12 protein-coding genes are annotated in these 14,014 nt (G+C 52.3%); 5 read left to right on the plus strand and 7 right to left on the minus strand.

The window, feature by feature from the left end; translation table 11 throughout:
* Positions 1-5 precede the first annotated feature (5 nt).
* The 5 genes from BM160_RS06285 to BM160_RS06305 form a co-directional block, all read right to left on the minus strand.
* On the minus strand, positions 6-1,277 hold the full coding sequence (locus BM160_RS06285) for a tyrosine-type recombinase/integrase (RefSeq protein WP_177218935.1): 1,272 nt from the start codon (positions 1,275-1,277) through the stop codon (positions 6-8).
* Between the two features lie 126 nt (positions 1,278-1,403).
* Positions 1,404-2,747: a hypothetical protein gene (locus BM160_RS06290; RefSeq protein WP_092002248.1), complete on the minus strand. Its 1,344-nt coding sequence runs from the start codon at positions 2,745-2,747 to the stop codon at positions 1,404-1,406.
* Positions 2,744-4,834 (minus strand): transposase, encoded by a 2,091-nt coding sequence (locus tag BM160_RS06295; protein WP_143093189.1) that lies wholly within the window; start codon positions 4,832-4,834, stop codon positions 2,744-2,746. Before BM160_RS06295 ends, BM160_RS06290 begins: the two co-directional genes overlap by 4 nt.
* A 5-nt stretch (positions 4,835-4,839) precedes the next feature.
* Entirely contained in the window at positions 4,840-5,817 is a 978-nt protein-coding gene (locus BM160_RS06300; protein ID WP_092002254.1) for a PDDEXK family nuclease, read from the minus strand.
* Between the two features lie 240 nt (positions 5,818-6,057).
* Positions 6,058-6,357 carry a DNA-binding protein gene (locus BM160_RS06305; protein ID WP_092002257.1) on the minus strand — a complete coding sequence of 100 codons (300 nt, stop codon included), beginning with the start codon at positions 6,355-6,357 and terminating at the stop codon, positions 6,058-6,060.
* A 59-nt stretch (positions 6,358-6,416) separates the two neighbouring features.
* Between BM160_RS06305 and BM160_RS06310 the strand changes: the two genes are divergently transcribed.
* The 3 genes from BM160_RS06310 to BM160_RS06315 are packed head-to-tail and all read left to right on the plus strand — an operon-like array spanning position 6,417 to position 8,951.
* Entirely contained in the window at positions 6,417-6,827 is a 411-nt protein-coding gene (locus BM160_RS06310; protein WP_092002261.1) for a helix-turn-helix domain-containing protein, read from the plus strand.
* Positions 6,828-6,843: 16 nt separating this feature from the next.
* Entirely contained in the window at positions 6,844-7,182 is a 339-nt protein-coding gene (locus BM160_RS22140; protein WP_143093190.1) for a hypothetical protein, read from the plus strand.
* A gap of 14 nt (positions 7,183-7,196) precedes the next feature.
* The gene (locus BM160_RS06315) at positions 7,197-8,951 is read left to right on the plus strand and encodes a TnsD family Tn7-like transposition protein (protein ID WP_092002264.1); all 1,755 of its coding nucleotides are present in this window, start codon (positions 7,197-7,199) and stop codon (positions 8,949-8,951) included.
* Positions 8,952-9,149: 198 nt separating this feature from the next.
* Here the strand turns inward: BM160_RS06315 and BM160_RS06320 are convergent, their stop codons facing one another.
* Positions 9,150-11,090: an NACHT domain-containing protein gene (locus BM160_RS06320; protein ID WP_177218936.1), complete on the minus strand. Its 1,941-nt coding sequence runs from the start codon at positions 11,088-11,090 to the stop codon at positions 9,150-9,152.
* A gap of 52 nt (positions 11,091-11,142) precedes the next feature.
* Positions 11,143-11,445 carry a hypothetical protein gene (locus BM160_RS22145; protein WP_143093191.1) on the minus strand — a complete coding sequence of 101 codons (303 nt, stop codon included), beginning with the start codon at positions 11,443-11,445 and terminating at the stop codon, positions 11,143-11,145.
* Between the two features lie 159 nt (positions 11,446-11,604).
* Here BM160_RS22145 and BM160_RS06330 point away from each other — a divergent pair, with 159 nt between their 5' ends.
* Together BM160_RS06330 and BM160_RS06335 are read left to right on the plus strand one after the other, a co-directional pair.
* Positions 11,605-13,368, plus strand: coding sequence for a hypothetical protein (locus BM160_RS06330; protein ID WP_092002270.1), 1,764 nt, complete (start codon positions 11,605-11,607; stop codon positions 13,366-13,368).
* Between the two features lie 3 nt (positions 13,369-13,371).
* Positions 13,372-13,974, plus strand: coding sequence for a YkgJ family cysteine cluster protein (locus BM160_RS06335; RefSeq protein WP_092002273.1), 603 nt, complete (start codon positions 13,372-13,374; stop codon positions 13,972-13,974).
* Positions 13,975-14,014: the final 40 nt, after the last annotated feature.

Raw genomic sequence — 14,014 nt, forward strand, 5'->3', positions numbered from 1 at the left:
GGAATTTATTGCACCGATGCGTGCGAGCCGATTAACCCGGCACGGCGTAACTCATTAGCGAGTTCTTTTGCATGCCTGGGTGTGCCATCCCAAAAAGCAGACAGCCTCTCGACGAGCTCCCCTGCCTCTGCCTGTTGACCCCGCATAATCGCCTTGAAAAGAACGGGCGGATGATCTGGTGATCTCTGGACCTCCATCGACTCTTGGTTTGCCCGATGGATTGGATACGGAAAAGCTGTTTTGCAGCCATAACGAATGGCGACAGATGGCCGAATATGAAGAGCTAAGCGCCTTAAGAAGTTAGCGTCCCGGAATCCGCACCTATGCTTAATTTCTTCAATCGGAACGTGATCATTTAACCAATTAAGAATGCAGCTGTTGCGAAAAGCATTGGGACCTGTGTTTTTTCCCAAATTGATCTGGCAAATCTTCAAGTGTCTTGAACATAGAAGGTGTACATCTTTAGGTATCCATCGTCTTCCGTGATGGCCCAAAAAGAGATTCTCCGAAGTGGTCTGAGGACGTAGCTTCAGGCAATTTTCCATCGCCAGACTCGTCGCCTCGTCAAGCCTAACTACACGAGTCAGCAAGGTGCGGCTATTCCTAAGACTGAGTGTGCACATAGAAGCCCGCGCCTGTTCTAACGCATTTACCGTGCCTTCAACTACCTCCGATTCAACGGGCGCGCGAGAACCCACTAAAACGTCGGTCAACTTGAGGTTCACAATTTCTCCCGCAGTCAGCGCATGACGAGCGATGAGCAGAATCGCTAGGCGATCTCGAGAACTCTTTTTGCACGCGCCATGAGGCAGCCGTTCCATAACTTGGCAATATTCTGAAATCGAGAGCAGGTCTGATTGCGTACTCTCCCCATCCTCCGGTTTTACTTTTTCCGCTGGATTGTGCGTCACGTAGTGCTCCATCAATCCAAAGACGTAAAAGTCGTTCAGAATGCGCCAGTAGCGCCGGATCGTGACACTGGAGTCTGTTTTGACCCCACTTGGCGAGATGATCCTCCTCCCATTAGCCTGAACAACCCTAGGTTGGCGACGAGCGGGGATGGATTGAAGGTAGCTTTCGACATCCGATTCCCTGGCTTCAAACCAGGTGATATTTCGAGCTGCACAGAAGGCTGACCACTGAATCCAAATAATCTTTGCTTGATTAAAGCCAGGCGTCCCCATGGGTTTCTTCCGAAAATTTGGATCCTGATGGTCAATGACACATCGCTGGCGGAATATTTTCCAGCTATAGAAAAAATTAATGGCATCAATCATGGGTACCGCCTTTTCTTGGTAGCGATGCATCTATATGCATGGGGTAAAACCATGAGCTCATGCTCGTGCGAGCATCGAAACTCTGCTCATATGGAACCGTCCGATTGCCGTGAAGCGTGAATGAGATCACTGCAAACCTTTCTTGAATTCTTCAGCGGCGAGCTTTAGTGAGTCCAGGTTTTTTGGTTTAGCGAACTTCAGTTTGTGGATATTTTTCGAGGCACGTGAGCCATTTTTAGGCGCTACGACGGCTTGGAGGGCGTGCAAGCTCTGGCGTTCCTTTTCCGTCATTACCGCCCGCACGACAGCATTCGCTACTTTTTCCCGTCGTGCCGTTTGCAATCCATGAATATATTTTTCTGCCTCAGCACTTGATATCTGGAATGGACAGCTTAGATCCGGGCGACCCTTGACATTTTTTATCCCGTGAGTGAAGAGGAGTTCCACATCCTGGCGTTGAATGCAGAACTCGATTGAGTGATATGCCGCTAATAAATCACTGATCGAAACTGAATAGACAGACTTGCGTCTGGCCTGGCGGTAAGCCAAAACCAGTAGCTGAGCCAGGCAACGTTTGATTCCGGCCGTCAGATTCCACAGTTGCCGCGCTTCGTCGACAAAATGAAATAGGAAGACATCCGGAGCAACTTTTTGAAATTCCTGAAGTACCAAACGCCAGCTCTCGGAGTCAGAATCATCCGGGTGCAACACATGTATTCGCGTCAGGAGGCGCTGACGCTCCTCCTGGTGACGCCTCATCAATCGATGCCCGAGGCTGTAATTACAGGTGAAGAAGACCGGTGGTCCAAGATAGCTCATGGCCATCAAGAACTGCGCAACGAGTGTGTTGGCTTTCTCACTCTGAGTCAAAAACTGCAGCTCATCCAGACCGACAGTGCAAATGCCACATTGATAAAGCCATTGTTGGCATTCTTTGAGCCAAGCCGACTCCCCGCGCAGACTCTTCTCGTTCAATCCAGGGCGTGCCAGGGATCGGAGTACCTCCAACACACTCTTTCGAGACTTGACAACGACCAAGCGGCCAGCCGATAGCGGGAACTCACCATGAGAGGTAACCTTTACCTTACTGTCGTCCGGCAAGATTCGGAAGAGCGCCTTTCGTATTTGAGACTTCCCGACACCCGCCAGACCAGTCAGGCAAAAAGGTGCAGATTCGCTTACGTCCACCTCCCGGGAATAGCATCGATTCAGAAAATTTCGTTCATTCTGGTAATGAGACGACGCATAACTAGCCGCCCGCTCCATCAACACGACCAGCAATTTCACTGCCGAAGTGGTGGGTACAAATATCCGATCAAGCTCCGCCTTGAAGAGGTCGCATGCAAATTCCACTGGACTGCTCCCTAAGGCAATGAGCGGCTGAGCTGGAAGAGACGATCGGACCTTGATGATCTCTGGGTCGCCGAGCTTGTGAAAACGATCGACCCATGGCGAGACAGATGAGGTCATGCCCGTTTCCTTCCGCTCATGGCAAGAGCGGATTCTGCAGTCTCTTGCCGCGCTATCGACGTACCTGACTTGGCGCTACCGGAATGCCTTGAAGCACTGTTCCACTTCAATCCGGTCTCTTCCTCGTAGGCTCGGTGCGCCTTGGAGGCTGTTGCGTGCCGATGCTCCAAGAATGCAGGGGCCATTGCCCGCATTTCAATTTCACGTTGCTTGATTTCGTTCAAGGACATGAAAAGTATTTCGTCCCCCGCTCTGAGACTCGCCTGAAGATCAAGTTCTATCAGCTGGTTGTCAATGTCGACCCAGATATGACGTACACAGGCTTCAAGAACATATGCTTTCATCCGCATGACCTGCGAGACAGCCACTCGATCCAGCAAGCCTGTCGCTCGCAGGGCACGTGAGTCGTAACGTTGGCCATGCAAGTCAATTCCACCGGCTTTGACCACGATCTCGACCTGATCAAGGTAAGCACGGACAGCATCCTCGAAAGTCACCAGAACAGCATCATTGCGGCCCAGCTCATCGAGCACGGTCCATAACGCATTGGGACAGGGCTTGCGCACCTTATCCCAGAGATCAGGCGTGATTCGGTCGGTGATATCGATCGATTCGTTGTCGAGAATCACTCGACGGATCTCGCGCAGCGACAGCTGAAAAACGCTCTTCTCGGACCTGAGGTGACTTGGCGCTTCCTGATTTTTTATTTTCTTCGGGTTGGATGATTCCATGACTGCCTTCGATTGCCCCGCGTAACTTGGGGGCATCACACGAAAGACAGGTTGCATTTCAAGATCCGCGGAAAATGCGCCGTCAGTCGAACCAGGGCCCCGATCAGCAGTACCATGTGCACCTGTCCCGATGCTGGGCCACTCCCAGGCCTCAATGGCAATTCCAAAGAGTGAACAGAACTTGACCTTATCAATGGCTTCACAGAAGGTCGCCATTCTGTAAGCAGAAGCTCGTTCTGCCGCGAATGAAAATCCCACCGCAGTGAGTGCCCCGCTTGCAACGTCGCGCTTTCGAACAACGCAAAGGTGCGGCAAGGTACTTTTCTCCACGAGGCCAATGGGGCGCTCGCCACAGTAATAACCATCGGCTTCCACGCGCTCCATCAGGTTTGCTACCGCGCGAGTAAAGGGTCCCAGCGAAGGAGCAATTTTCCCTCGTACTAGATTCGGGCCCAAACGCCTTTTCTGAATCTCGCCCCTTCCCAGCTCATCGGCCACATGGCAATCAAACTGACCATAGGTCGGGAATGGTTCGCCATCAGGGTGATAGTAGGAAAGCAAGCCGTCTCTATCCGGGCGCTCACGACAGCCGAAAGTCTTACTCATGGAGATGCGGTATATCTCCGTCATGGAAATACCAAGCCCTGAATACTTACGGTAGCTTTCCACAATGCGTTTATGTATCACCGAGCTGACGTTGTGCCCGTAGTTCACTCCTTTCCCTTCACGCTTGCGTCCGCGCTTTTTACCGTCGATTTGAAGGTCCCGATCCCATCCACCTATTTTGTGAATCGGATAATGCAATGCATTGCGAGATCGACCAAAGAGCAAGTAACAGTAGAACGCTAGTCGAACCCGCGTTTCATTCTTGACTGGAGAGCAGGCCCGGGCATGCTTGTTAATTAGCTTGTCAGGGTTCTCGGCCCCTAGTACCTCCTTGTACTTCATGACAAGTGGATATATGGCCTCGAGCATGTCGTCGATTCGCTGTGCATGTTTTTTTTTAGCTTTTGGCCGCAGCAGGTCAATGGAGGCGAGATTTTTCCCTGAAAGCGGCTCCAGCCATGGAGGAAGTGCAGCCTGGTGGTCGTGATGAAGAATTGCCGATGACTCCACTCCCAACTCGAACTGAGAACGCCTCATCGCCACCAACATCGCCAGCGGCGTAGGCGTTTCCGTCAGGACCCGTCCCTCGCGCGTGGGTTTGCGCCGCGTCTTGGGAGGTCGCATCACAAACTGCACCAGATGCACACGCTCTCGTGAACTATCGCTCCATAAAAAATAGTAAGTGACCCCGCTCTCCAGTAGCTTAAAACCACCTGGTGCTACCAATTGAGTGCCAATCCGTATGCCCATGGTTATCACCTCGCAAACCAATGGGCATAAACCAGCAAGGGATCTCGCGTCTCCCTCAACAACGGCTTATCAATGTGGAACGGCTGGAACAGATCTATCCTGATCAAGCGGTGCCAAATAGCTTGATGAAGAACAATCTTGATCTCGCTTGTCTCGCAGTCATTGGCCCGCGCCAAGTCAAAAACAAGCGCCATAGCAGCGGTACTTGTTCCTATCGCTGCTTTGAAATAGTTAACAAACTCCCGAGTCTTCTCTTCGGAAAAGGAATGCTTTCTTTTGCTCCACGAGAGGAGCTGGGCAAGATTCATGACGACATTGATGTCGAAATCAGCCCTGGTCAATCGCACTGTCGGGATATCACCGTCCAAGTAATAAAGTGCCTCCACCTTATGTCGAGCTTGCTCTTTCTCAATTGATTCCTGGAAGTCTTTTGAATCCTTCCCGAACCGCACAGGCCTCTCGAAGTCTTCTGGCCAGTTCTTGACCGTCCAGTTCACACAATAGACTCCTTGCCCGTCATCCAGAAACAGCAAAAAGTCTCCAACCCATGGAAAAGGCATCACTGTGGCCGCTTTACCGGGCTGTGTACGAGGCACCGCGACCATGGCGTGGTACTTCAGTAATTTGAGAGAATCACTTACCTCCAGGGTCCCACGAAGGGCTGGCCGGATCACGCCCGCACCTTTTAGGTGGGCATCAAGAGGGTGTGCGGTTGGCAGGTAATGCAGCATTCGCTGCTCCTGAAGCTCGAACAGCCAGGGGTGGAACAAGCCAATCAAGACAATGAATTGTTCCGGCTCGGAGAGTACGTGAACGTATCGTTGATGCTTTTCCCACCAAATCTGTGCGGGACGGCTACGCGCCGGCGCCTCCTCCCTGATTGCCTTTATGGCGGGAAGGTAGTCCGCGCCCCAAGCGCAGGGATCTTGACGCTTTAGTATTTCCACGAGTCGCGCAGCACTCGGTTTGGTTGTTTTCCCCATCTTGTTCCATCAATTTGGCGCGCAGCAGCGCCAGTCCCGCATTGCGGTAGCTTTGCCCGAGTGGTTGGAAGGTGCCGCGCTTTCGAGGAGTGAGCTATCCCCGAACCCGCTTGACAGCGGGATTTTTTGATGGAAAATACAGGCAAGGAAGTGTCAAACCTTTCCCGCATATTCCAACGCCTAGTTAGCTCTCGACAAGCTAGCTAGGCGTTTTGCGTTGCGCCTCGGAAATTCATGAGGTCATAAAAAGTCCTCTGTAGGTAAAGATAAGTTATTCGAGCTGTTGAAATGCCGCTCGTTCTGCCGGCCATGGACCGAACCAGTCGCGGCAATGTCGAGCTCTGCCTTTAATCCGAGTGCTACTGCGGCTGAATGCGAAATACCTCTGTATCCACGCGTACGTCCGCTTAGCAGTGAGTAAACGACCTGCCGCGAAAATCCATTTTTGCGTGCCCAATCCGTGACAGACGTACCGGAGGCGTAAAAGCGGCGCCGCACCTGTTCAACAGAGAGAGCAGACGGATCTTGGGTGATGTCCATGTTGATCTTTCGACAATGCGCTCGACAATTTGCAATTATTTTGGATAATATATCAAAAAATGATCACAAACAAAACAATTGGTGCCAGAATTCGAGAGGAACGCAAGCGACTGTGTCTCACACAACAGCAATTTGCTGATAGTTTGAGCATGAGCCGATCTTGTTTAGCGCTCTACGAAACCGACAGGACAGTTCCAGATTTAAATTTTGGGCGGCGAGCCAAGGAAAATGGCTTAGATGCTTGGTACATCATGACGGGCGAACGGAGCAGCACTGCAGCTGAGCAACTATTTGATTGGGCCTCTTTTACGGGCATCTTGTCCGGAATTCGCAGTTTTTGTGCCGACCAGCGGTTGGAAATCACTATCGAAAAAGAGATAGCCGTGGCGCGGGTGCTGTACAAACTTTCCTTGGATCGTGCCATGGTTGATCAAGATGTGATGAACGAAATGCTTCGGCTAGCAGCTTGATCCACAAGGAATGCAAATGCAGACACCTGACCGAAGTGACGATGCGCGAATGCGCTCAGCACACAATGAAGTGCGAAATCTTCTATCTGAAGCCTTTAAAAAAAGAGACCTTCTCGAGTCGTCGATCTCCTCACCATCTACCGCGCACAAGGAGCCTTTTGAGAAGTGGTTGGTGGTTGCATTGATCCTATCCATCACCAGCGCCTGGCCGTCAGGGTTTCCACAACCGACCCCAAATCTGCTGTTTGTTGGGGCCTGTAGCTGTACTTTGGTTGCACTTATCCAGTACATCCGACGCCCCGACAAACCAAAGAAAAATTCACAAAAATCTGCAAAGCTGCGTCGCGTCATCTAATCATTGCGTGAACCATGGGCGCAGATTCCATCGGGCAACTTTTTGATGATGGTCTGCAGCTCACCTGGCTTCCCGACGAGTTGCTCTTTAGTCTTGCCAGTCGATATCACGTCCTGTCGCATAACGTCCAAGCATCTCAAACCTGCAAGCAACTTTTCGGGAATTCCCGTCAAGGCTGTGCACACGACTTTCCAAGTCGGGTTGACTGCTTTGTAGATCGAACCCGAGGAGGCTTTGGCGATTCAGAGGAAGTGATACGCAGGCACACCATCCTCCCGTTCTACCTTCCATTTCAGAGTGCAGGGAGTGGCGCATTGGCTGTGAGCGCCTTACGCGGCCCATCCGTCGGCTCACTGAAATTCCAGCTGGGATTGCTTACCAGCCGCTTTCGGGCTCACCACCCACTTAAAGCTTGCCTAGAGTGCATGCGGGACGATCGTGTCAATTTCAGCGTTGCCTACTGGCACCGGGCGCACCAGCTGCCAGGCGTGTGGATTTGCCTCACCCATCACTCGCCGCTCCATGAAAGCACGCTGAAGTCCACGGGCGTGGGGAGGTTCTCCTGGTTGATGCCTCACGAAAGCCAGCTTAGGCCGACATGGCCAGTCGGTGCGCCTGGTGAAGATCGCCGGCTGTCAGCGTTAAAGCTCCTCGCTGAAGCGGCCACGGCCATTACGAATATGCCGGCATATGCCCAGGTAGAGCAGGACCGATTGTTGTCCACATATAGGCGCGGCTTGCGTGAAATGAACCTACTTCGGGGAAATCCCGGCCGCCTGGCACTCGCACAACTTGCGGCAAGCTATTTGTCCTTTGTCCAACCGCTTACCTGTATTGCAGAGTTTTCTTCGCTGCCTAAAACACTTACGGAGGCTCTAGCTCAGGTACCACGGCTGGTACGCATGGACTGCAACGCGACCCACCCTGTTCGCCATCTGACTTTGATGGTCTGGATTTTTTCCGGATGGAAAAAATTCTGGGATGAGTACTGCAGCAAAACAGATGATTTGCGGCGCCCAGAGCGAGACTCGCCAGAATTCCTGAACGAGCCTCAAAGCGCAACGACCGATGCTAGGCGTTCGGCTTTACTGGCCTTGCTTTCCACCGGAAACTGGTCCCTCTCGGGCGCAGCCCGGCATATTGGCGTGGATCCAACCACGGCGATGGCATGGGCGGCGCAAGTGGGAATTTCTACACCCCGTCGAGCGAAGACATTGAAGCCAGAACTATTTAACCGTCTTGTAGAAATGCTTGCGGATGGAACGGGAACCGGGGAAGTGGCTAAAAAATTGGACATATCAGCTACATCAGTCATCAAAATCTTGCGGACCCAAGTAGGACTTCATCAAGCATGGAAGGACGCTCGGTACGATAGAGCGAGAACGCGCGCCCGCAATGCATGGGAAAGGGTAGTGACGGAGAACCCGCGGCTTGGAGTGAAAGCGGTTCGCACCTTAGAGTCGTCGGCATATGCGTGGCTTTACAGACACGACCGCTCATGGCTCGTACAGCAGGTCTCGCTGCTGCAGCAAGCATCGCCGGGCAATCACGCCAAGACTAACTGGGACCAACGTGATGTCGCCCTAGCTGCATCAATTCAAAAAGCAGCACTCGACATAGCGAACGAGCAGGTCAGTAAAACTGTCACTCTCTGGAAAATTTACCAGCGGCTGCCTGAACTGAAAAGCAAGCTGAACCAACTGGACAGACTGCCGCTGTCGAAACTGGCACTTGAATTAGGCACTCGGAAAAGTGGGAATAGCGATTGATGCTGAAACTGTAAGAGCGATTCGTTACCGCTAAGCCGACACTGACGATCGACAGCAAACGCTGCATTGAAGACCTTCAGTCTGAATGTCGGCTCGGAGAAAATTGACCGTCGGCCCCTGTAGACTGATTCTGGACGTTCACCTGATATCGAAATGATCACCGGCTTCGATCCAAAGCAGAAGTTTTGGATTTTAATGTTACTTTTCGGCCAAGATACTTGAGACGATCTGCTCGCGCACTGGCAGAGTGATGTATGCGTCAACGTTAAGGCAGTTCACTAACAAACGTGTAAGTTGAATATAGCGAATAAGCTGTACGAACACTCTGTCCCTATTGTGGTTAAACACGTACTGAACCAAACTGTCAACACCCTCGCGCGCGGAGTCGAGCCCGATTCTGAGTGTCTGAATCGTCGCTACGTCTACCTGTTTGATGCGTCCAAATTCATGTTGCATGTCTTCGACGAGCTCGCGACTTGCGTTTAGGACCGCAGTGTATCCAGGTTCTTCTTCTTCCAGTCGCTCGAGCACATGTGCCAGTGCAAGCGCGCGCCGCAAGGCCAGCGGAATTCCTGCGGTTGCGTGCACGAGCGCTGCATTGCGATTGAGGAAGTCTGAGATACCAAGGTTTCCACCGGCGAGCCGCGTCAGGCGCTGTCGCATGCTCAGAACGAACCCGTCAGCCTCGGCAAGAAGTCCCGTTGCAAGGATGCACACTTCGCGCCAGCGTGGTTCAAGTGCGTGCTTATCCACCAACTGGTTTGGACCATCACGGTTACTGTTCTCCGTCAGGGTGCGCGCGACGAAGAACTCCTGAAAGGTGAGGTGCGAGAACGAGTAAATCCCTTTTGCTCGCTCGACAAGGATTCCATGCTGCGCCTCAATTTCTTTCAAGATTTCCCCGGCATCCACCTCGGGGTCACAACCTCCCGGAGCGCCTTTCAAGTTCGCCATGAATGCAACGATCTGTCGCTCCATGTCATCCTGGCGGATAAAATATCTGCCTTCTTCAAAGGACTTTGTGGCAATGCGTCCGAGAAGCAGTTCCTTCTTTGCTAGCGACAACTGCTGATACGCGGTATTTCTCCGGACCGCACGCGACGTGTCCCATTTTTTAAGTAGCGCATCCAAGGCATCTTTGTACAGCTCCGCTCGATTGCTCGGGAACGTCATACCCTCGTCGAACGCAAGGCACATGAGTGTCAGCAATAGCGGCGTCTGGCACAGGTCCCGAATTGCCTTGTTCTTGTCGCGAGCTAGTTCTCCCAGACATAACTTGCCCTTTGCTGGGCTATCAGCGAACCAAAGCCCGACGAATTGCTCGACCTGCTGCTGCTGGAAGTCGGCCAGTTCAACGTCGACAAACTGCTCGAATAGATAGTTGTAGGCGGCCGTCCTGCAACTAATGATGACCTTGATATTAGGGTGCTTATCGGAGAGGTCTCGGATCTCCTTCAGAGCTTGCGCAAGTCTGTCCGTATCGTTAATTTCGTCCAGAGCATCCAATAGCAGTATCAGCGAGCCGCTTTCTAATAGGCCGTCAACAAACGTGGCGGGTTCTTCAAACCCACACACCTTAAATTCCTCGTGTATATAGGCGCGGATGGTGTTCTTGCCATCGCTCCAATCTTTCATTGGAACAAAGACTGGGAGGCGTTTCTCCTTGAGCTTCCCGTCTATGGCCGTTAGTGCAATCCACTTTAGGAACGTCGTCTTGCCGCCTCCGGGCTTCCCGAGTAGGACCAGACGCGACTCACGATCGACGACCTGTTGGCCCTCCATCGTCGAGGCGACGATACCGAAGCCAAATTGGTCCTTATTCAGGGTCTGTTCAAGCTCATCTATCGTAGAGCGATGTTGAGCAGAGATTTTTTTGAGAATGTTGACGCGGACGAAAATGCTTCGGATTGGCATCGGTCGGCTCATGCCGATAATCCGCATCGTGTTGTAGCGCCCCTCGATACGTTCACAGTAGTGCCTTGCCTCAATACCAAACGGGTCATGTTCCCTATTTTTATCTTGAATCCACTGCGGAATCTTCTTGACCGACTTCCAAGCGCTGGCGAAGACCTCTTTGGCGACGGCAATGCTCACGTCAACCGCGGCTTTGTCTGTCAATGGGTCACCGGTTAAATTCATGTCTCCGCTCCCCTGGGGCTGCAATGCACATACTGTAGCTGGTCCAGTTGCGTTACTTCTTGAGCGCCGAGCTTGTACCATCCAAGCGTCGGTTTATGTCCTGCCGTCCTGCCCGCTTGAGAATGGCGTGCTGGCTGTCCGTGTAGTAGGTTCGTGTCCGGTATTTCATCTGCAACACTCCTTCCGCCTGGGGCGGGTCATAGTGTGTTGCATCGACCGGTTGAATCCGCCACCAATTGGAGTCATTCGCGACCGGCCGGTTTGGAGGAGCGAAATCTTCGCTCTTCCCCCGCAAACTGTTTCTGAACAGCTCGTTCGACACCGCCGCGAACACCGCCACCTGCTGCTCGGGCATCTGTGCGCACGAGCAGGGAGAGGGCAACACGGATTCCCTGCAGTTTCTGCTTCTTTGCACGACAATCCCCGTTTCAAGCGATGAAACATTAGAGTTGCTGCGTAGCGTTCATCTGAGCAAGCACGAGCAACTGTGGGATGCGTAACCTAGGAAAACCTCATGCCCACCATTGATCACCTCGCGACTTTTCCAATCCAGGGAGCCGGGTTGCCACCGCGTCTTCGCGCCTTGCTCAGTCCAATAGGGCTCGATCCCTCAGAGCGGGTTGAGGTGACCAGCGATCTTGAGTTCGACCATCATGGTCCCAACGCTGAGTTTGTTCACATGCTCTTGGCCGTAGTGCCCGAATCGGTTGATAGTCCACTTCCGATTTTCGATGAAGCTGGGGATGGAGTTGTATCGTACTCAGTGCCCGTACTCGGCGACAAAGGCTCCTCACAAGACTTTTCCCTCAGCATTTCCGGCTACGACTATATCGTTGCCTCTTGGGGTGACAACTCTTACTACACATATAACCTTGCCGAAAAGGTATGGATGGCCCTTGGACTCACGCCCAGGTGTCTAGGGAATGAGCAGCAACGCCTTGTCTACGATGATCTAGGCGTTCCAGAGTTCGCTATCGCCGAAGGCGAGGTCTCACGCGAGTATTTCTTTAACTCCTCGCGCAATGTCACGTGGCGAATGTCTAATGCCTACTTGAGAAAATATCTTTGGATGCGTGGGGCAAGGGGCGTGCGAACTTTTTTCTATCAGGCACAGCTTCCTAATGGCCCTGAGCTTCGGCAACTCATGAATGGCAATAAGCACATCGACATCAAGCCAGATCCTGCTTGGTATGAGATCGATATCCGCGAAAATGATGGAGGCCTTCTGCTGCAGGTTTGGGCCTCCGTTGACGCCGTTTCATGCGAACTGTGTCCAGAGCAGTCGGCCAACAACATCGCTTGGCCCGGCGTCCAAGGACTTGTTACTCATGCAAGCGCCGACGCAGATATCGCCGGTCACATCATTCATTTGGACGACCAGTTCCTCGAGCGCTACGAAAAAAGCGGCTTCTATGACACGATACCAGCGTTTATCTATGGCCAGTGGTCTTGCAGTCCGTCATATCGCGGTCAATGGAGCTTCACAGATTGCAGGCGTGTGGGGCGAAACTTAATCCGTGCTTCGCTTCGAGAGCTGTATAAACCCAAGCCCGACCAAGAAATACTTCATGCGCATTCGTTCGCGCTAGATCCTGCTGTAGTTGCACAGTTTGATCCAAATGAAGAGCACATCGTAGCCAAGACGCAACGGCTTCTAGCTGAGCTTTTGATGTTGGGCGACAACCTTTCTCAACTCGGAGTTGTAGTTGGGCAGAATAAGTCTGCCGAAGACCTTGTCGGATTTTCAGCCGGTGATATTCAAGCTAACGGTTGGCTTCACTATCCACAGCTGAGCCGCCTGGCCCAGGTCGTGCCCTTGACCATGTCAGAGCAGGACTTCCTCGCTCGGTGCAAAAGCCTTCATGAAATTTGGCAGAAAGTTCCGAATGGATTTCTGAAGCGCATCCTTGAGGCCGCAGGTTGCCCTAAGAAGGAGGTCGGTGATCGGGGAACCATGAAATTGCTCGAGGCCCTGCTTAATATCGCGGAGCGGTTGGATATTCATGATGAGGATATGCATGCATTCATCAACACAGACGAACCGGAGAACTGGAAGGAGCGTAACGATAAAATGGCCGCTTTATTCGTGGCTAACGACCTACGCATTGCCGATGCTCATGACGCTTTCGCGAATGCTCTCCCACGCCTTCAAGACCTTGGCTTTGACACCGCAAGCCTTGGACAAGGATACGGGCGCGCATTTGATTTTGTAATGGATGGAGTCATTAGAGCTTTCGCAAACATCAACGGACCGCTGAGCCGTATCCTCGCTCGTTAAGCCATGAAAGACAACTCCGTTCCTGAAAATTCGTCAGCGTTTGAAGAAGCGAAAGCGCGTGCTCGGTCGAGGTTAACCGAATTCTTGTCAGCTATGCCCAAGGACCTGGATACTCGAGATGATGTGATTGCAGAGCAACTCCGGCGCGACAACTCATCTGCCAAGTCCAAACTTGGAAAAATATACTCCTTGATGACAGAGCTCAGTCAGGCCGTGAAGCCTTATGTTGCCTGCGGTAAGGGCTGCTCAGACTGCTGCAAGATGAATGTCAGCATTTCAGTCATCGAGGCTGAACGACTCTCAGTGGTTTCTGGAAAAACCATGGCTGCGGTTAAACACCCAGTTCGCCATCCAGAAGAGGAATTTTCAGGGGTTCCATGCCCCTTCCTCGTGGAGGAGGCCTGTTCGGTCTATGAAGCGCGTCCCTACGCTTGCCGCGCTCACTACTCATTCGACACAAGTGCGTATTGGTGCCATCCAGAACGATCTAATGAGGGGGAAATGAGCCTCCTTCAAATAGGCGGGGCACGGCAGGCCTATGACGAAATAGTGGTGAGTTCTCGCCTACGAGGATTTGCTGACATCCGGGACTTCTTTCCGGAATGACAGAGTCGCATGCTTACCTGACGGATTTTGATTAGGAACT

Origin of the sequence: Polaromonas sp. OV174 (assembly GCF_900112285.1) — a bacterium.
Taxonomy (GTDB): Bacteria; Pseudomonadota; Gammaproteobacteria; order Burkholderiales; family Burkholderiaceae_C; genus Polaromonas.